Source organism: Ensifer adhaerens, assembly GCF_028993555.1.
GTDB classification, from domain to species: domain Bacteria; phylum Pseudomonadota; class Alphaproteobacteria; order Rhizobiales; family Rhizobiaceae; genus Ensifer; species Ensifer adhaerens_I.
Window position 1 is genome coordinate 980881 of record NZ_CP118611.1, and the last position, 19444, is coordinate 1000324.

17 protein-coding genes are annotated in these 19444 nt (G+C 60.6%); 5 read left to right on the plus strand and 12 right to left on the minus strand.

Going from position 1 to position 19444, the window contains the following annotated elements; all coding sequences use genetic code 11:
* Positions 1 to 4 precede the first annotated feature (4 nt).
* Positions 5 to 1114: a glycoside hydrolase gene (locus tag PWG15_RS24835; protein WP_275026742.1), complete on the plus strand. Its 1110-nt coding sequence runs from the start codon at positions 5 to 7 to the stop codon at positions 1112 to 1114.
* 47 nt (positions 1115 to 1161) lie between these two features.
* Here PWG15_RS24835 and PWG15_RS24840 read toward each other — a convergent pair whose 3' ends face one another.
* Positions 1162 to 1404, minus strand: a complete 243-nt coding sequence (locus tag PWG15_RS24840) for a hypothetical protein (protein ID WP_275026743.1) — start codon at positions 1402 to 1404, stop codon at positions 1162 to 1164.
* A 356-nt stretch (positions 1405 to 1760) separates the two neighbouring features.
* On the opposite strand from PWG15_RS24840, the gene PWG15_RS24845 reads away from it, so the two are divergent.
* The gene (locus tag PWG15_RS24845) at positions 1761 to 3215 is read left to right on the plus strand and encodes a TrkH family potassium uptake protein (protein WP_275026745.1); all 1455 of its coding nucleotides are present in this window, start codon (positions 1761 to 1763) and stop codon (positions 3213 to 3215) included.
* Positions 3216 to 3810: 595 nt separating this feature from the next.
* Here PWG15_RS24845 and PWG15_RS24850 read toward each other — a convergent pair.
* The 9 genes from PWG15_RS24850 to PWG15_RS24890 form a co-directional block, all read right to left on the minus strand.
* Complete coding sequence (locus PWG15_RS24850; RefSeq protein WP_275026747.1) at positions 3811 to 6171, minus strand: succinoglycan biosynthesis protein ExoP; 2361 nt, start codon at positions 6169 to 6171, stop codon at positions 3811 to 3813.
* Positions 6172 to 6244: 73 nt separating this feature from the next.
* A complete protein-coding gene (locus tag PWG15_RS24855) occupies positions 6245 to 7150 on the minus strand; it encodes a UTP--glucose-1-phosphate uridylyltransferase (protein WP_275026749.1) in 906 nt (301 codons plus the stop codon).
* Positions 7151 to 7154: 4 nt separating this feature from the next.
* Positions 7155 to 8171 (minus strand): glycosyltransferase family 2 protein, encoded by a 1017-nt coding sequence (locus tag PWG15_RS24860; protein ID WP_275026750.1) that lies wholly within the window; start codon positions 8169 to 8171, stop codon positions 7155 to 7157.
* Positions 8171 to 9097, minus strand: coding sequence for a glycosyltransferase family 2 protein (locus PWG15_RS24865; protein ID WP_275026752.1), 927 nt, complete (start codon positions 9095 to 9097; stop codon positions 8171 to 8173). The genes PWG15_RS24860 and PWG15_RS24865 overlap by 1 nt, the downstream gene beginning before the upstream one ends.
* Positions 9094 to 10092, minus strand: a complete 999-nt coding sequence (locus PWG15_RS24870; RefSeq protein ID WP_275026753.1) for a glycosyltransferase family 2 protein — start codon at positions 10090 to 10092, stop codon at positions 9094 to 9096. The genes PWG15_RS24865 and PWG15_RS24870 overlap by 4 nt, the downstream gene beginning before the upstream one ends.
* The gene (locus tag PWG15_RS24875; protein WP_275027199.1) at positions 10089 to 11294 is read right to left on the minus strand and encodes a glycosyltransferase family protein; all 1206 of its coding nucleotides are present in this window, start codon (positions 11292 to 11294) and stop codon (positions 10089 to 10091) included. Before PWG15_RS24875 ends, PWG15_RS24870 begins: the two co-directional genes overlap by 4 nt.
* Positions 11295 to 11391: 97 nt before the next feature.
* Positions 11392 to 12174: an endo-1,3-1,4-beta-glycanase ExoK gene (locus PWG15_RS24880; protein WP_425536811.1), complete on the minus strand. Its 783-nt coding sequence runs from the start codon at positions 12172 to 12174 to the stop codon at positions 11392 to 11394.
* A 2-nt stretch (positions 12175 to 12176) separates the two neighbouring features.
* Complete coding sequence (locus tag PWG15_RS24885) at positions 12177 to 13298, minus strand: acyltransferase family protein (RefSeq protein ID WP_425536831.1); 1122 nt, start codon at positions 13296 to 13298, stop codon at positions 12177 to 12179.
* Between the two features lie 409 nt (positions 13299 to 13707).
* Positions 13708 to 15192 (minus strand): lipopolysaccharide biosynthesis protein, encoded by a 1485-nt coding sequence (locus PWG15_RS24890; protein WP_275026755.1) that lies wholly within the window; start codon positions 15190 to 15192, stop codon positions 13708 to 13710.
* Positions 15193 to 15314: 122 nt separating this feature from the next.
* On the opposite strand from PWG15_RS24890, the gene PWG15_RS24895 reads away from it, so the two are divergent.
* On the plus strand, positions 15315 to 16280 hold the full coding sequence (locus PWG15_RS24895) for a glycosyltransferase family 2 protein (protein WP_275026756.1): 966 nt from the start codon (positions 15315 to 15317) through the stop codon (positions 16278 to 16280).
* A gap of 88 nt (positions 16281 to 16368) precedes the next feature.
* A complete protein-coding gene (locus PWG15_RS24900) occupies positions 16369 to 17313 on the plus strand; it encodes a polysaccharide pyruvyl transferase family protein (RefSeq protein WP_275026757.1) in 945 nt (314 codons plus the stop codon).
* A 42-nt stretch (positions 17314 to 17355) separates the two neighbouring features.
* On the opposite strand, the gene PWG15_RS24905 is transcribed toward PWG15_RS24900, so the two are convergent.
* Together PWG15_RS24905 and PWG15_RS24910 are read right to left on the minus strand one after the other, a co-directional pair.
* Positions 17356 to 18366, minus strand: coding sequence for a glycosyltransferase family 2 protein (locus PWG15_RS24905; RefSeq protein ID WP_275026758.1), 1011 nt, complete (start codon positions 18364 to 18366; stop codon positions 17356 to 17358).
* Positions 18367 to 18590: 224 nt separating this feature from the next.
* A complete protein-coding gene (locus tag PWG15_RS24910; RefSeq protein ID WP_275026760.1) occupies positions 18591 to 18875 on the minus strand; it encodes an exopolysaccharide production repressor protein in 285 nt (94 codons plus the stop codon).
* 168 nt (positions 18876 to 19043) lie between these two features.
* Here PWG15_RS24910 and PWG15_RS24915 point away from each other — a divergent pair, with 168 nt between their 5' ends.
* On the plus strand, positions 19044 to 19337 hold the full coding sequence (locus PWG15_RS24915; RefSeq protein ID WP_275026761.1) for a hypothetical protein: 294 nt from the start codon (positions 19044 to 19046) through the stop codon (positions 19335 to 19337).
* The last annotated feature ends 107 nt before the right edge of the window (positions 19338 to 19444 follow it).

The following is a 19444-nucleotide window of genomic DNA, read 5'->3' on the forward strand; positions in this document are numbered from 1 at the left end:
CAGGATGAGAGCAGCGCCATGGGCGCTGCTCCTTGCCGGCCAGCTTTGCCTGGCGGCAATCGCTTGCGCATCGCCAGCGTTGGCCGAAGACGCGGCTTTAGCGCGCTACGGCGTCAATCGGCTCAACCTCGCCTGGCTCGATCAGGCCGAACAGGAGCGCGTGCTCAAGGAGATCGCCGGTAGCGGCGCCACCCATGTGCGCCTTTCCCTGTCGCGGCCGGTCGAAAAGAGCATTGAGGCGGTCGCCATGGCCAGCCGATTGGGACTGCATATCCTGCTTGAAATCCAGCTTTCGAACAAAAGCTACTATGCCGATGCGGTTCGGCCGAGGAGCGGCCAGGGACGCATCTGGGATATCAACCGCCTGTCCGATCTGGATCTCGACCGATACCGATTGGGCCTTCGCGAAGCGCTCACGCGGCTGGATGGGCTCGGTGTTCGCCTCGAAGCGGTGGAGCCTGGAAACGAGATCAACCTTGCCGGCTATAACGGCGACCTTGCCGTCTATCCGAAGCCTGGGCAGCAGACGCCACGCACCGTTGCCGATCTCACGGATCGCTCAGCCTTCGAAGAAGGCCTCGACCGCTACATCGAGGTGCTCCAGATAACCCGGGACGAGGTGCGTAAAAGTGCCAAGAGCGGCGACGCCGTCATCGTTTCTGCCGGCCTCTCCGACATGAGCGCCAAGGAAGCGGACCGACAAGGCATGGAGCGGATCGATCCGGCTGAGGTGATAACACTTCTGCGGGAACGAGGAATGGACCAGCATGTCGATGCCTATGGGATTCACATCTACCCCGCCCGCAAGGATCCGAAAGCGATCAAATCCGTCGTCACCAAGCTCCTCGAATTCTGCGAGCCGGCGGAAAGCGGCCGGCCATGCTGGGTGACGGAGTGGGGGATCGCAAACACCGCGCGCACCTGTCCTGTCGACGACAGCCAGCGCGAAGGCGCGATGGCCGCGATGCGCACCGTCTTTTCCGATATGGCCAGGGCCAAACGACTGGATGCGGCATACTACTATGACTGGGACACGCAGCAGGCCTATCGGCTCTGGCGGTGCGGCACGCTCAGCCCGGCTGGTGCCTTGGCCATCACTCCAAGGGATAACTAAACCCCACTGCGCAGAGTGCCTATTGGATCAATGCCCGACCGCGTCCGTCAGCGGCGCGCCGTACGGCTGGCCGCCGGCTCCAAGCCCTTGCCGCGGTAGGTGACGGGGATGCCGAGCTCTTCGTGGGCCCGCGCCAGCGTCTCGAGCCAGTTCGCCAGTTCGTCCGGCACCTTCTCTTCGCCGGTCTCCATCGCCTCGATCCACGCCAGGTTGCAATGGAGGGCGCTCGCCAGATTGATCGGCGTCCAACGAAGAACGAGAAGGCATTGGGTGAAACGGGCGGGTGTCATCGGTCGTGCTCAAAGTTACGTGTGGAATGGATGAAGCAGGCTTTACACGCCGAAATAAGTCAAGGTGATGACTTGTCGCGCCCGAAAGCCCTGATCTTTTCGTGAGTTAGAGTTGAATGGGCAAAATGCCGCAGAACGGCTGTGGAAACCGCAGAGCACCAGTGTTTGCAGCGGCTCGTCCCTCCGCCGGCAGTGAAGACGTACGCAGAATATACGACAAGACATGGCGCATATTCGATGCCCGACGAGTGTGTCAGGCGTGGCGGGTGCGAATCGCGCGTCTTTCAGATTGAATGGCTGCCTATCCCAAAAGTCGATTCGGGCTTTCGGGACAACGCACTGAGGCCCGTCGACCGTTGCATGCAACTCTCTACCAGTCCGCGATCAACATCGCTGCGAAGGCAGCCTTCTACCTGTCGCTGGCGATGCTTCTTCCGGCGGCGGTCGACCTGTTCTATGGGCATCCGGATTGGCGGATCTTTGCTGTTTCGGCCTTCATCACCGGGGGGATATCGCTCCTGACGATCGCCGCGACGCAGGGCGGTCCTCCACCCTTTAGCCGCAAGATGGGTTTCCTCGTCGTCAACTTGCTCTGGGTCGTCATCTCGCTCGTCGGTGCGGTGCCTTTCTGGTTCTCATCGCTGAACCTTGATTTCGCCAAGGCCCTGTTTGAATCCGTCTCCGGCATCACCACGACGGGCTCGACGGTCATCACCGGTCTCGATTTTGCTCCCCCGGGTATTTTGCTTTGGCGCTCGCTGCTGCATTGGCTGGGCGGTATCGGGATCGTGGCGCTCGGGCTTTTCGTCATGCCTTACCTGCGTGTTGGCGGCATGTCGTTCTTCAAGATGGAATCCTCGGATACGACCGAGAAACCCTTCGCCAGGATCGTCACCTTCACGCGCGCCTTCATCCTCATCTACGTGGTGCTGACAGTTGCCTGCACGATTATCTACTCCTATCTCGGCATGAGCCGCTTCGACGCACTGAACCATGCGATGTCGACGATCGCGACAGGGGGCTTCTCCACCCATGACGCGTCGCTTGGCTACTTCAAGAGCGTGCCGATCCTCTGGGTCGCCACGTTCTTCATGACCTTGAGCAGCCTGCCGTTTTCGGTGCTCATTCTCTTCATCGTACGTGGTCGCCTCGATACGTTGAAAGATCCGCAGATCATCGTCTTCCTGTCCTATCTGACCGTGCTTGCGCTGGCGGCAAGCCTCTATCAGCGACTAGCCAATGGCGTCGCTGCGAGCGATGCGCTTGCGCACGGGTTCTTCACGGTCTCGTCGATCCTGTCGACGACGGGCTTTGCCAGTGACGATTACATGTTGTGGGGGGAGTTCATCGTTGCGCTTGCCTTCGCCGCAACCTTCATGGGCGGTTGCTCCGGCTCGACGGCGGGCGGCATGAAGGCCTACCGCTTCATCATTATCTTCAATTCCATTCGGGCCGGCCTCTTCAAGCTGATCTATCCGAATGCGGTGCACACGGTGCGTTACGGCAAGGGCCTCGTCGACATCGATGTCCAGCGCGCGGTCTTCATGTTCTTCACCGCCTATATGTTCATCTGGGCGTTCGGCAGCCTGGCGATGGGCGCGATCGGCTATGATCTCATCACGGGCGCATCCGCCGTTGCCACGGCGCTCTCCAATGTCGGCGCCGGGCTCGGGCCGATCATCGGGCCGGCCGGCAATTTCTCGACCTTGTCGGACCCCGCCCTTTACCTCCTATCGGTTATGATGCTGCTCGGCCGCCTGGAAATCCTGACGGTGCTCGTCATCCTGACGCCGCTCTTCTGGAAGGATTGAGGTCGATCGCTGTTTCCTTTCAAATCGTCGCCTGTGCGCCTCCTGCCGGTGCATTGCTCACCGGGCGCACGTGGTTCCAGTCGATCATAGGACTGCACCTCACGGCTAACGGCGTCAGGATATGAAAGCCACTTAACCTCGGCGTTTGCCGATCGGAAAGATGTGCCTTAACTGCCAGTGCATCGTATCTCTCTGGCGATGTCGCTGTTTTCGCCACAGCATTCAGTGGCAATGTCCAAACAGCGTTGCCGCTCTAACGCAATCGCCTCCGCAACCATCAACGTAGGGTCACGTTGTCCGCGTGCCAGGTGTTGGGCTGAAAGCATCCAGGCCATTGCGGCAATTTCGTCTGGAATCATGATTTTCCTCAGCCGATACTCAACTGAGCGTAGGCGCTGTCGCTTTCGTGAAACGTGCGCGTGAAGCAAGGCAGCTTGCGCCAACACGTTGCGACCGGCATTGTGTAGGGATGCGGGGGGGTGTCGCTCGATCGGTGGATGACATTCCCAAGCCTGCAAGCCACTACCATCCATTTTGAGAAGCCTCGAACCGCCTCCTGTCCGAGGCTTCTCAGTTTGGCGGGGGGGAGGATGCCTCAGGCCGCCTCGGTCCTGCGATAGGTTGCGGAGTTTTCGACATAGTACTTCTCGAAACGGTGGCGATAATGCTCGGGGCCACCGAAGTCGCTGTACTTTGCCAGTTCGTCCATGTCCGTCTTGTTGAGGATCACGCCGAGGATCTTGCTGTTGATCTGCGGCTCGGAATGGAGCAGGTCACGCACCAGGCGCGACGGCGTTCGACCCCACTCGGCGACATAGATGAAGCCATCTGCAAGCGGCGAGAACGCTTTGGCATCGACCACCGGAGCGAGTGCTGCGAGATCGACGATCACGTAATCGAACGATTTTCGGGCATTCTCGATGAGGTCTGCCATCGCCGGCGAGGCGAGCAGCTCGTGGCTGTCATAGGGCTCGCTCTTTGCCCCAGCTTCCCCGCCGACCGGGAAGATCGCCAGCTTTGTCTTCTGGTCGATCTTGATGCCGGCGGGCCAGGAGGATTCGCCAATCAGCGCTTCGACGAGGCCGGTCTTTGCTGGCGGGTTGATCATCTTGCTCAACCCCGGTTTGCGGATGTCGGCGTCGATCAACAACGTCTTCTTGCCGCTCGCGGCGAGCAGGGCGGCAAAGTTGGCCGCGATGATCGACTTGCCCTCGTCCGGGACGGCCGAAACGATGCCGATCACCCGCGAGCCGTTGCCGTGCAGCATCCGGTCGCAGGCGAGCTTGGCGTTGCGAAAGGTCTCGGCGAAGGATGAGCGTGGCGCGTCGAGCACGATGCGACTGACCCGTTCGAACGGTATCGCGGCCTGTGTCGTCGGTGGTGGCATCTTGCCCTTCATCAGCCGCGCGCGAACCCGGTCGGTTGTGGTTGGTTGACGTGGACCGATCAGCGGAACGTAGCCGAAGGACCTATGTCCGAGGATCGAGCGCACGTCGCTTTCGAGCCGGAAGGTTCGCTCGCGGAATTCCTGGAACGCGGCAAACGCGCCACCTGCCATCATGCCCAGCACTGCCGAAAGTGCCAGCACCAGGGTCTTCTTCGGGCTGGATGGCGAGGTCGGAACGCCAGCCGTGGAAATCACCCGGGCCTTGGCGATCGGGAAGGATCGCTGCTGCGAGGCCTGCTCGTAGCGGTTCAGGTAGGTCTCATAGAGCGTCTTTAGCGCTGCCGACTTCTGCTCGAGTTCGCGCAGGTGCACCAGTGAAAGGTTAGCATCCGAGTTGCGGCCGGTCGTGCCTTCGATGTTTTCACGAAGCGAAGCCTCGCGCGATCGGGCGACCTCGTATTCGTTGCGGTAACTTGCTGTGAGTTGCTGCAGCTCCTGGAAGATCTGCCGGCCGACATCGGACTTCTCCTTGCGCAGCGACACTGCCTGGGGATGGTCGGCACTGAAGCTCTGCGTGACTTCCTGTTCGCGCTTGCTGACCGCAAGGTAGCGGGTGCGCAGCTCTCGGATGACGGAGTTGTCGCCCTCCTTGGCCGAAATCGTGGCGTTCTTGACCGCGGTTTCGGGCCCCTGGTCGACGATCGCCTGGAACTGCTTGAAGCGCGCCGATGCGCTAGCCGTGTCGGCTTGTGCGATGATGAGCTGGCTATTGAGGTCCGCCAGTTGTTGTTCGGACATGAGTTCGCCGCGGGCAAGCGTCAGGCCGTTCTCGCTGCGGTATTTCTCGACCTCAAGCGAAGCGGCCTGCGAGCGTTGCTTGAGATCGGCAAGCCGCTCCTGCAGCCAGACGGAGGCGCGCTCCGTTGCATCGAAATTGGCGTTCAGCTGATCGTTGAGATAGGCATCCGCATAGCCGCGCACGATGGCTGCGGCGAGTTGAGGGTCGCTTGAGCGGTAAGCAAGCGAAATGACGGAGCTTCTGTTGACGCGCTCGACGGCCAGCCCCTGCTGGATAAGTGCGGCCGCCTTCTGGCGCCGGCCGTTGCGCGCAGCCTCCTCCGAGATCTCTGAGCCGAATGAAAAAATGCCGGTCACGGACCTCAGCCAATCCTTCACGACCCCGAAGGGCGATCGCGGCGGATTGAGGACCGTGTCGTTGTCGTCGAGCTTCATCTTGTCGACGACCCGCAAGGCAAGTTCACCGGATTTCAGGATCTCGACGGCGCTCGCCATCTGGGTGTCGAGCAGCTGGCTGTTTTGCGGCGTCGCCTGCTCCTCGGCGTACTTCGAGAGGTTCTCGTCGAGGAGAACCTGCGTCATCGACGTATAAAACGGCGTCGCAAACACGAGATAGACTGCGCCAAGCGCAAGGAACAGCACGACGAACGCGCCAACCAGCCTGGCGCGGCGGACAATGACCGAGAAAAGCCGATCAAGGTCGATGAATTTATCGGGCTCCTCCATTTCCCGCGGCACGACGCTGTTGAAGGGGAGACTTCTTTGATTCATTGGGTCGCTCTGTCCGTTTCCCTTTTTTGGTTCGACGGCTGGCGCCTCTTTCGAAAGAGGCGCCAAACCAGCTCTATGCCGCGCGGATGCGGCCTTCATGAGACAGAACCATGTCCTTGACCGAGGCATAGACCGTGTCGCCGAGATCTGCGCGCGCGAGCGCAAAGGCGACATTGGCAGCGATAAAGCCTTCCTTTGAGCCGCAGTCGAAGGTGCGCCCTTCATAGGGATGGGCGTGAAACGATTGATTTTGCGAGAGTTTCAGCATCCCGTCGGTCAACTGGATTTCGTTCCCGGCACCGCGTTGCTGATGGGCGAGAATGTCGAAGATCTCCGGTTGAAGAATGTAGCGTCCGTTCAGATAAAAATTTGACGGTGCTTCGCCGGCACGTGGTTTTTCGACCATTTTCGTGACTTTGAAACCGTAGGGAACGGTCGCACCCTTACCGACGATGCCATATTTCGAGGCATCTTCCGGGGCGCATTGTTCGACGCCAACGACGTTACCGCCAGTCTGATGGTAGAGATCGACCAGACCAGCCATGCAGCCACGCTGGCCGTGACACAGCATATCGGGCAGGAGCAGCGCGAAGGGTTCGTCGCCGATCACGTCGCGCGCACACCAGACAGCATGGCCGAGACCAAGCGGTGCCTGCTGTCGCGTAAAGCTGACCGAGCCGGCGCGCGGCAGCATCTCCTCCAACTCGGAAACCTGGGCATCCTTGCCGGAACGGGTCAGCGACGAGATGAGTTCCGGCGTGTCGTCGAAGTGGTCCTCGATTGCCTGCTTGTTGCGGCTGGTAACGAAAACGATGTGCTCGATGCCCGCCTGGCGGGCTTCATCGACCGCATATTGCACGACCGGACGATCGACGATCGTCAACATCTCCTTGGGTATCGCCTTTGTCGCGGGGAGGAACCGGGTTCCATTGCCGGCGACCGGGATCACAGCTTTCCTGACGGTCCTGATACGGTCCATAGCTTTATCCTTTACGTGCGTGAGGGCTATTGCCCGAGGTGGATCGTTCAGCCGCCACCGTCGAAGTGGCGGACTTCAATCGTGCGGATGGCGTAAGCAAACGGCGCAGCCGCACGGCGATCGGCATCCTGAGGTGCCGAAGCGCTCGGGGGTTGGAGAGAGCCACTAGGGTGGCCCCAACCAACGATCTGGATTTCAGATGATCGACGAGACGCACAAAGGCATGCGCCTCGCGCAGGCTCCTGTCGCGGCGACGCTGCATAGTCATCGCTTCGGGATCGATCGAGTGATTTGCGAGGAAGACCCTGTCGGCTGCGATCATCGCCTCGATGTGGCAACGTTCGAGCACGCGGGAGATCGAACCCTCGCGAATGTGGTAGCAATAGCCGGCCGAGGGATCGACGATGCAACGTCCGCCATGCGCGAGCGCAGACGCCAGCAAGATGTAGTCTTCACCGATCCGGATGGTTTCCTCGAAGCGAAGGAGATGCTTCTCCAGGAAACGGCGCTCGAAAATCGGCTTCATGTAGCCAAAATTGTAAGTCGAGCGGAAAAGCACATTGGATTGTATGAAGGCTGCAAGCGTCAGCATCCGGTGGTGTTCGAGCAGGGCTTCGGGAAACATCCGCTCGATGCGCCCGTCGAGGTTCGCGACGTCGATGTTGTCGACGGCAATCTCAGCGCTCGCCGACGACGCCAGCTCGATCATGCGGGAGAGCCGTCGGGGGCTCATCGTATCGTCGGCATCGAGAATGGCGACCCAGTCGCCACGTGCGGCTTCAAGCCCGGCATTGCGCGCTCCGCCGGGCCCACGGTTTTTCGCAAGCCGCAACAGCCGCACGCGCGGATCATCGATCTCTTCGACCACGGCACAAGTGTCGTCTGTGGAGCAATCGTCGACGACGATCACTTCCAGATCGACATTCTCCTGGGCCAGCGCGCTCTCGATAGCGCGCCGGATCGTGTCCGCGGCGTTATAGGCTGCGACGACAAAGCTGACCTTGGGTGCGGGGAGCGTCATCAGGCGGTCGCAGCCCCGTATTGCTGGAGTTCGCGCACGCCCAAAAGGCCACTGGCGACGCCTGCATGCATGATGGCGCGCAGCGCGTAGCGCGAGCGGGCGACGGTCGATCCAAGAAGAAGCAGGCTGGCAGCAGCGCAATACCCGGACTTGGCCATCGCGCGGGCGATTTCCACCATCTGCCTGCCGGGTTGGCCGCTTGCACTCAACAGGCGCCCATGGGTCTGACCGGAGCGGAAGCGACGCTTGGCGAGCCAGGCAAGGCGCGCGCGCCTTTCGGGAACCGTCTCGAAGACCAGCGCATCGGCGGCATAGGCGAGGCGTCCGCCGGCCGCATGCATATGGCGGAAGAACTCCGTGTCCTCGCCGCCGGTTTGGCCGAGCGCCAGGTTGAAGCGCCTGCCGAAGAGGACTGGGCGGGTGAGATCGAGCAGGACATTGCAGGTGTAGCCGGTGCGGATTTCGCCATCGACCCACACCGGCCGGGTCGAATGAAAGTCGCCGCGCCGCATCCAGTTCGGCGCCGATAGTGCGTATTCGGCGTGAACCGGGCCCAGCACGACGTCGGCCCCGGTCGTAAGAGCCGTATCGAGCAATTGCAGAAGCCAAGTTCTCGACACGGTCTCGTCGTCATCGACGAAGGCGAGATAGTGGCCGGCGCTGTTGTCGAGGCAGGCATTGCGCGCGATCGAGATGTTCGACGCCGGGCAATGCACGTAGAGGATTTCGAAGGGCATGGTCGGGCGCATCTGGTTGACCAGCGCCTCGGCACTCGGGGTCGTATCGTTGTCGGCAACGATGACGCGGATGTCGACGTCGGCGGGTACCGTGATGAGCGCCAGCGAATGCAGCGTTTCGGCAAGTTCGGGACGGCGGAAGGTGCACACCGCTATATCGATATGTTTTCGAAGGAGCGTTTCGGTCATGGCGTCACCCTCCGATTTCGCAAGGCAAGCAGCTCGCGCCAGAAGCCGGCCGACCAGGCGAAATGCATCACCATGGCCGAAAGGGCTGCAAGCGGGCCGTAGGGGTTCCGCTGCCCGAGGGCCATCCACATGCCGTAGCCGATGCAGGCCGCGGCCCAGAGCGCCACCGGCACGACGGCGAGCCAGTTGATGACAGCGAGCAGGGCGCCAATCGCGACGGGTGCCACGGCGAGCGGCAGAAGCTGCCGCAGGTCCGGCCAGGCGCGATGTTTCAGGACATTGCGCGCGCGCCCGCGTCCATAGCCGAAGTATTGGCGAAAAAGTGGGCCGACCTTGGCGCGTGGATAGTAGACCATGCTCGTCCGATCGGTCATCCAGATGCGATAGCCGGCCTGGCGGAAGCGGTAGTCGAACTCGGCGTCCTCGTTGTGGCTGAAGATTTCGTCATAGCCGCCGATCGCCTGAAAGGCGGAGATGCGCATCAGCGCGTGATGCCCATGATCAGCCCAATGGCTCGTGGCGCCCAGCCGATGTTTGGCGCCGCCATTGCCGAGCTTGGAATTCTGGGCGTAGGCCGTCGCCTTCTGGAAGGGCGTGAAGCCGACCGTCTGCATCGCGACGACGACGGAGTCCGCATCGGTATCGAGCGCCTCTTCGACAAGGCGCTCGCAGTAATCGTCGGGATAGGTCCCGTGCGCGTCGATGCGGATCAGGTAATTAAACGATGCTCCGTGTTCGGCGACGGCAAGATTGATCGCTGCGCTCTGGATTCGCCTGGGATTGTCGAGGGCAAGAATCGGGGCATTCGCCTTGACGAGGCGGGCAGCAATCTCGCGCGTGCCATCCGTGCTGCCGCCATCGACGATCAGAATGGCGCCGTTGAGACGCGCCGCTGCCGGCAGTAGTCCTTCAACCAGACCCTCTAGGTGCTCGGCCTCGTTGAGGCAGGGAATGACGATAAGGGTTCGTGTCGAAGCCAGCCTGTTTTCGGTCATGACAATCCGCCTTCCTTCTGGGGAGTTGGGGAAAGGTTCGGCGCGATCCGCGGCGGAGCCGCCGACGTGACCGCCGATAGTCGGCGCACAAGGTTTTCGCAGTCGTTGCGGTTGAAAATCCAGGTATCAGCCGCGCAAGTCGCGATCCGTCCCGATGCCTCGAGATAGCGCTCGGGTTCGATCGAGCCGAGCAGGGCGCCGAGAGCCTCCGGCGCCGCTTCCTCGAGCAGCATGCCGAGGCCACGGATGGCCAGGAAGCGGGCCGTCTCGGTACCGCGCAGCGCGATCGGAACCCGACCGAAGCGGCAGCCTTCATAGAGCCGGTTCGGCAACAACCATTTCGAGTTCTGGCCTTCCTCGAAGAAATCGATCGCCCAGGTGAAGTGCACGTCGGAATAGATGGCGCCAAGATCTTCGGGGCTGCGATAGGGCCCATGGAACTGCATGAAGGGTTCGTTGCGCACGAAGCCTTCGAAGTCGTCGAACTCGGAATAGGCGGGCCGGCCGCGCATTACGATTTCGAAGCGTCCTTCCATCCTGCGGGAAAACGCCGACAGAAGTGCCAGTGACTTGCGGCAGCGCAGTGCCCCGAACCAGCCGATCCGCCACGGGCCATCCTCTGGAGGCGTTGCGCCCGGAACCAGCGGTCGAGCCGTGGTCTCGTCGAGTTCGAGAACCTTGTTTTCCAGCATCATGGTCGGCGCCGAGATGCCGGACAGGGGCCGAAAGTAGTGCTCGACGAAGGCAGGAGAACTGGTGATCAGTAGCCGGGCATCACGCCCGAGAAACGCCTCGCTTGCCCGCAACGTCTTGCCCGCGATGTCGGGGCGCAATAGCAGGCGGTGAATGTCGAGGCATTCGTAAACGATCGGTACGTCACCGCCGAAGACACTGAGAGCCTTCCTGGCGATCGCGAGCATGTCGAGGTTGCGCGCAATGATCACGTCCGGGCGCTCGACATGGCGCAGCGCCTGCCTGAGTGAAAAGCATCCCCTGGCAATCGCGCCGATCCTTTGGGCGAAACGCCCGTCATGTGTCGTGCCGAGCTCAATGGGCTCGATGCCCTCGATCGCCGCCAGCGGGTTGGCGTTGCGCCGGAACCCGGCAAGCTTGACCCTTGCGCCCCCGGCAAGGAGCATCAGGACGCGCCGGCGAACGGCGGGGTCGGCAAGATCCTGTGCGAAATAGAGTACCTGCAGCATGAATACCCGGTTTTCTGCCCGGCCGAAGCCGAGCATGGAGAACATTGCGTTTCGTGGTTTGAATGCGTCGCCTATGGATGCGGCTTCGGAGTGCCGCTTAGTTCGTTCGGCAGGCGACCGACTCGGCAAACTGGCATTTGTCTCCCGGCGCGGTGAAAGCGATCCGGTCGATCTGCATTGTCGATGGTCCCTTGTAGGAGAAGGCGCCCATCCAATCCGAAAGCGTGTCGGTTCCCCAAAGGCTGAAGAAGATCTTCTGCGGGTTGGTTGGGATCTTTGCGGGATCGGTCACTTCGTGGACAAGTTCGCCGTTGACGTAGTAGCGGATACGTTCCTTCTCCCAGACAAAGGCGTAGTCGTTGAAGCCCTGGTTGGCGCCGCCGGGCACGTCGGCAAGCTTTTCGTTGCCGCCCTTGGCAGAGACATATTGGTTGATCTGAACCTTTGCAGGGTTCTTGCCGAGGACTTCGAAATCGATCTCGTCATGCGGCTTCTTGTCGGCCGGGCCGATATAGGTGAAGAACGCCGAGTTCAGCCCGGAACCGTCAGCCGTCTTGATACGGGCCTCGTAGGTCCCGTAGCTGAAGCGCTTGCGTGTCTGGATTTCGCCGCAGGCGTAGTTGCGCTCGCCAAGCTTTCCTTCCGTGAAAGAGAGGTGCGCTATGCCGTTCTCGACCTTCACCTGCTTCTTGGACCAGGTACAGTTCTGATGGGCGCCATTGTTCCAGCCGTCAGAGACGTACCAGATACTGGTGTCGAGGGTGTCGAAGTTGTCGATGAAGGACGTTGCCTCTGCTGTAGCCTCGGCCTTTACTGGCCCGGCAAGGCCAATAGCGAGGAGGCTCAACAGGGCGAGGCAGTGAGGTCCAGAAGATCTCATGGTCAGGTCCTTTGCTGTGATGAAAGTTCGGCGCGCGCTTCCGCCGGCCGCGCAATTGCGCCGCGGGCGGCGGAAGCGCGGCTGCCGGTCAGGATTGCGGTCAGGTTCGGAAGCCTGCGACCGGCAAGGCCGTAGGCGGCGACAAGGATTGCGATCGTGATGAACGGAACCGTGTAGTAAAAGGCGGGGTAGTATCCAAAGCCCGTGCGGTTCCAGATCATCCAGAAAAGAACAAGCAGCGGATAGTGGGTACAGAAGATCCAGAAGCTGAGCCCGCCGCCGCGCGCAAGAGATGCGCCGAAGCGCGTGCGAACCAGCAGTTCGGAAACGGCCCAGGAGCCGAGGATGCCGGACAGCGCAGTCAGGCTGCGCAGCATGTCGACCCAGACCGGGAAGTCGGGTCCATATTGATAGAGCACGACCGAAAGCAGCAGGGAGGCGCCAAAGACTGCAATCGTGATCGCCCACGAAAAGCGATCGAGGCTGCGAACGTCAACGCGATGCAGGCTCATATAGATGCCGGCGCTGAAGCCGAAGAGGATCGACTTCTTCAGGAAGATGCCGTTTGGCAGCGGCAGCACGGCATAGGCGAACAGTACTGCGAGCGTCGGCATTGGATAGCGCTTGATCAGCCAAGCCAAGACAGGTGAGAGCACGATGCAAAGCAGCAGGTCGCGCAGGAAGTAGAGCGGAACGTTGATTGGCAGATCCTCAAGCGCCACGGCGAGGTTCAGCCATTCGCGAACGTTTGCGTCCACGACATCCGGCAAGTAGCCGAAGCCGATACCCTTTTTTTGCGCAATGAAGGCCAACGCGAGAAAAGCGATATTCCAAAGGAGGAAGGGCAACAGGACGGTTCTGGCCTTGGTCTTGAGCGTCTTGCCGTAGTCGAAGCTGTCGATGCCACGGCGAAACAAGAGATAGCCGGAGATCGCGCTGAGGCACGGGACGCCGACACGAAAGAGGCTGTCGCCAAGAAAGACGCGCAGCCAGTCGAGCGCCCCATAGGTACCGACATACGGGCTCGTGGCCGGATCATGCGGCACATGCACAAAGACGATGCCGGAGATCAGCACGATGCGCATCAGATTGATCCGCGACGAGATGTTCGCGTTCACATCCACGATGTCCGTCACCCCTATCTGCCAGCGCCATTTCCAGGCGACCGTTTCAACAGAGCAGACCAGAGCCCGCATTCATTGTGCTAAAGGCTAGGCCCGGGCACGGATGAAAATATGGCGCCGCAACAAACGAATCGGTCGCACTTTGTTGCGACGCAACATTCAGCTTCCCCCGTATTCTAGGAATGTTTGCCCATTTGTGCGCCGATGCCGGGCAAAAAAGCCTATGCCATCGGCGCTTGCGGAATATTATCAGCTACTTATTTGCTGATGCTTTTACTTGTGTCTCGCGCTATGGCTCGCGGCAAAATTGTTCTATTTTTCTCTTTTGTCATGCGACAAACGGCCAACACAGGCGCCAGCCGCCCCGAAATGCGGCGAGGGTGAGGCAGTTTTCGGCCGCTAAAATCGGTCATTCTGCTGCCGCGGGCGCGGCTCGAGCGGCACCGTGGTTGCGGATCATGCCGTAGAGTTTCGCCAACAACGGGCGCTCAATGAGCAACATCAACAAGAGATAGATCGACCCACCGATTGCCGTGCCAATCAGCACCTGGAGAACAGCGCTCGGCACAAGCGCGCCGTAAAAGTCCAGCAAGAGCCTGACGGCGACAGCCATGGCGAATGCCGCGATCATCGGCCTGATCGAGATCAGGAAGCCGCGCAGGAACGGCAGGCGATCGGCCCGAAACACCACCCAGGAATATCCGATCAGCGTCGCCAGGTTGACGATGCAGAGTGCAATCATCGCTTCCACGAGCGAACCGCCGATTGCCCCGTAGGCGACAGCCGCGGTCGTCATCGCGGCGCGGATGATAGCCCACCAGAAGAGGATGGTCCCCTGGCCGATCCCCTTCAGGTAGGGGACGTAGGTGCTGCAGGGCGTCAGAAGCCCCTTTGACAACGCAAGCAGCCCAAGAACCGGCCAGGCCGCTGCCCATTGTCGGCCGAAGAGCACGAGCATCGCAGGTTCCGCGAGCGCCCAGAGGCCAAACATCATCGGTGCCAACAGCACGGTCGTGACCTGCGTGCTCACCATCAGCGCTTGTGATCGCCGCTGGCGATCTTCGCCCATATGACTGAAGGCGGGAAACAGCACCCCCATGACGGCTGAAAGAACGATCTGGTTCGGAATGCTGGAGAAGCGGTTCGCGGCCGAATAGGCGCCCGCGTCGGAGAGCCCAAGGTACCGGCTGATCACAACCATGGGCGATTGGAAGGTGACGAAATTGGCAATCTCCGATCCCATCATGCCGAAACTGAACCGGCTCAGCGTAAGAACGCGGCGTGGGGAAAAGACGAGCCGGGGCAGATAGCCGGATACCGCATAGAGGCCGGCAAGCCGGATGAAAGCAGAGACGAAAAGCTGCGCCAACAAGGACCAGACGCCGAAGCCGAGAAGGGCGGCGACGACGGCAACAAGCGCCCCGACGGTTTCGGAGAGCATGGTCCAGACCGCGTCCTTGCTGAAATTCATCCTCCGGGCGAGAAGTGAATAGGCGACGTCTCCACCGAGCTGAAGCGGGATCAAAAGGCTCATAATCCGGAGCAGATAACCCGCTTCGGGTGCCCCGAGCAGGCTCGCAAGCGGATCGGCGAAGACGAAAAGTGCCAGCGCCATCAAAAGCGCAACAGCGAGATTGGCCCAGAAAGCGGAGTGGATGAGCTCCATGTCTTCGTCGCGCTGAACGATCAATGCAGAGGCGAGACCGGCACCGCCAATCATCGCCAGAAACTGCACGACGGTCAGCGCAACAGCCACCGTCCCGAACTCTTCCGGCGTCAGGATACGCGCCAGAATTGGCACGGTGACAAATTTCAGCCCGAAAGTACCTGTCTTTGAAAGGACGCTCCAGCCGACATTCCGTGTCACGGATCTGGCATTTACGGTTGAGGGCATAGCGAGCATCCTATGATGCCTTTGAAGGATTTCCGACAAAGGAGTAGGGCTAGATCTAAGGCCGCGACCCAGTGGGAGGAGACCACGCAAGACCCTATTAGAGAAACCGCAGGGGCGAAAAGATGGCGAAGCTGACTGTTATTATTCCTTACTATCAGAAGGAGCCGGGTATTCTTCGGCGGGCACTTGCCTCCGTCTTTGCCCAGACGTTTCAGGACTTCCACGTTCTGGTGATAGACGATTGCTCCCCCTATTCCATCGATGAGGAGTTGAAGCCGTTAAGTGCGGATGATCGGGCCCGTTTGACCGTGATTCGCCAGCCCAACAAGGGGCCTGGCGGCGCGCGCAACACCGGACTGGACCATGTTTCCGACGATGCCGAGTTCGTCGCATTCCTTGATTCCGACGATGAATGGACCCCGGATCATCTGAAGAATGCCTATGAAAGCATGAGCCGCTTCGGCGCTGACTGCTATTGGGCATCGATCACCGGTGGCGAGGCGTTCTACTACCATTTCGATGTTGCCGAACTTACGGAAAGCCACAGTGTCGTCAGGTTGCAAGAGGCGCCGCTGGTCGTCGAAATTCCCGACATTTCCAGTGTCATGCTCAGAAACTGGAGCTTCCTGCATCTCTCTTGCATGGTGATCGGGCGCAACCTTTTTCAGAGGATCCGCTTCGATGCGGCGTTGAGATTGGCGGCGGAGGACGTCCTGTTCTTCTGCGATTGCATTCTTGCCGCCAAACGTGTCGTGCTTTGCGACGAAGCGGGCGCCGAGCGCGGCGAGGGCATCAACATCTTCCATTCAATCGACAACGATTCACCGCAGTTTCTGCAGCAGCAATTCAATACCCTTGTTGCTCTGGAAACGCTCGAGGGCCGGTTCTCACGCAAACCGACGGCAATCGCCTCGATCCGCTCCTATCAACATACGGCGCGGCGCCAGGCTCTGTGGAGCCAGGCGCGTCGGCTCAAGCGACGCAAGTCGCCGCAGTTCCGTTTGCTGGCGCGGTGGGTCCTGCGTGATCCAAGGCTCCTGCAAAGCGCGTTGGAACTCGCCGTCGGCAAACTTTCACGCGCGCGTTGATCAACAGAGGTGCTCCTTCGAGGAGGAAGAAAAAGGCCGCCTGGCGCGGCATCCGGACATATTCAGCATTTGAAAGAAGGGACTGCCCATGAAACCCTATTACTGGGAATCTCAACACGGCAATTTCGGTGACGACCTCAATCTTTGGCTTTGGGATTTCCTGCTGCCGGGGTTTCGCGACGTTCGCGCGGAAATTCTGCTGGTCGGGGTCGGCACCGTGCTCAACCGGGCACTTTTGCCCGACGGCGTCAGGAAGCTCGTGATCGGTAGCGGGTTTGGCTATGGCACTTTGCCAGACATGAGCGACCCGAACGAGTGGGACATCCGCTGTGTTCGGGGACCGCTGACGGCGGAGAAGATCGGCATCGCGCCTGGACTGGGCATCGTCGATCCCGCCGTGATGGTCGCTGAGATGCCGGGGTTCCAGAACCTGCCGAAGCTTCACAAACGCAGCTTCGTGCCGCATTGGGAAAGTGCCATAGCCGGCATGTGGCCGATCACCTGCGGTACAGTTGGCCTGAACTACATCGACCCGCGCGGCGATGCCAAAAGCGTAATCCGCGAGATTGCCCAGTCGGAACTCATCATCGCCGAATCGATGCATGGCGCGATACTCGCGGACGCGTTTCGCGTGCCGTGGGTGGCCGTGACGACGTCCGAGAGCATCAACAGTTTCAAGTGGAACGACTGGGCAAGCACTGTCGGCGTCCACTACAAGCCTCGCCACGTGCCGGTTTCGAGCCGCGCCGAAGCCATGATCAAGGGCGAGCGTTTCTGGGGTATGGGCTTCGAGGCGCAGACGGTGGCTGAGACCCCGCACCTGCGGCCCGTCGATCACGATGTTATGGTGGCGGCAGAGCCGAGACAGACCTTCTTGCGCAGCGCCGCCAAGCAGGTTTTAGCCGCCCCTTCGACGCTCGCACTGTGGCAGGCACTTCGAGCGACGCCGCAATTGAGCAACGACGACCGACTTGCCGAGCGCAAGGACCGTTTTCAAGAGGTTCTGGCGGCCGTGCGTCGGGCGTACTTCTGACGATATCGCCACGGCACGGAAACCGTGCCGTGGCACGAAAGGTTACCCGCGGCCGTCCGCAGTTGCGGGAAGGAGATAACGCAGTCCGCCGGCGCCGCCGAGCGCGGCCGGTGCATCCGCGCGCGGCTGTTTGAAGCGCTCGGTCTTGTCGGAAAGGATGCCGATGGTGACGGCGGGGAGCGCATTGGGTCGTTGCAGCAGGTAGCCGACCGCGGCCAGCGCACCGCATTCCCGTTTCAGATCTAGAAAGTGCCGGTGCTGATAGCGGCCCTTGATGTGCCGCTCATGCCTTCGGATCGCGGCGGCAGCCTCCCTCTCCAGTGTGTTTGTCGTCAGGATCATCCGGTCGGCCTCGTAGAGGCGCTTGAGATCCTCGGTGCGGTGGCTCCCGCTCAATGAGTTGCTGCGCACGATCGCCGCATAGCCACAACTCCGGATGACCTTGTAGCGTGCGCCCTTTGCCAAGGCGCGCAGATAGAGATCGTAGTCTTCGCCCAATCGGAGCGTTTCCCGGTAGCTGAGCCGGTGCTTCTCCAGGAAGTCGCGGCGCATCAGCGGCTTTAGGAAGCCGACCTCGCCGCGTTTCGCACCGCGTCGGGAGATGTTGCCTTCGACGAAGTCGATAAGCCCGAGGAAGCTGGGGCGCGGCTCGAAGTCTGCGATCTTCCGGGCGACGTCGGTCGCTGCGGCCTCGTCCATGAAGGCAATATTGTCGGCGATAAAGTCCCAATCATCCTCCGCGAGCAACCGGCCCAGGCGACCCGGCAGGAAGAAATCGTCCGCGTCGAGGATTGCAAGCACCGGTGAACGGCTGATCGAAATGGCGTGGTTGCGGGCAGCTGATGGTCCGCGATTACCCTCGAAGCGCACGATCGTCAGGCGCCCACTTAGATCGTCAGCGGAACGCGCGGCGGCCTCGGTGTGGTCCGTCGAGCCGTCGTCGATCACGACTACCTCGGCGCTTTCGGGTTCCGCCAAGGCGGACGCAACGGCTCGTGCAATGGTTGCTTTGGCATTCTTCGCGGCGATGATGACGCAGACGTCTGTGGTCATGGGGGCCTCCAGCATCGTGTCTCACGGGCAGCGCGCTATTCTTTTGTGAGCGCTGCGGCGTTTCAGTTTCAGCGTGGCGCCGCTTCCTGGGTTAGCCGTGGCCACGCAACGTCGCCAGGGCGGCGACGGCCGGACCATGCAGGGCGATCGTGTCGCAAACGCGTCAAATCTGAGATTTTATCGGGTGCTCGGTGTGGCCCGCCGAGCGGAAAGATCAGTCGTGATCAGCGATTGAAATGTCCGGGGCGCTGGAGAGGGCGGGGCGCGGCATTTCCGGCTGTCTTGTCGTCTCCTGCCAATTTCGCCATCTCGGAGGCCTGTTTTTCCTTTTCCCGCGCCTTCTTCCACACAAGGTAAAGCACGGCGAGAAAATAGCCGACCTGCATCAGGACGGCGCATATCAGGGTCTGGATAAGCGTCGACGCCAGCGATCCGTTTAGGAAATAGGTAACGATCGCAAACACGGCCAAGGCGCCGAGCATGCTCACAAGAGCGCGCGGTGCGTACATGGTGCTACCTCGAACCCGGTTCTGTCGTCGGTGTTGTCATCGGAGTTCGGCCTTTCCTCCTCAGAGTTCCAATATATTGGCAGCGCCGTTTCGCTTCAACCGTCAAACGCCGCGCCCTGCGGCAACTGTGCCGTCAAAGTCTTTATGTCGTGTTTAGGACACCGGCATGTGATCCAAATTGATCACCTTTCTACTTCACCCGATTCGGGCCTCGGGTTTGCGCTGCAATTCGACGGCATTTCCTCCACCTCTCGGCGCGCCATCATGGCCACGCCACTGTTGGTTGCTGCCCGGGTAACTATTGAGATCACCTTTTGTTACGAAATTAATTTTTGGTGTCCCGCCCTGCGTGCGGCGCAAAAGCTTGCCGCAATGCAGCATTTCGCTGGAAAGACTGACGCCTGTCAATTTTCATCGGGGCCAAGACTCGCGCTTGCAGATGAAGCCAAACATAACAGATAGCAAGATATATTCGCTTTACGGCAATGAAATTGCGAGCCGTCGATGCAATACACGAAAGCTCCAAACGTAAGACTTTGCCGTCTGATAATATATCGGTCCGCGGGACG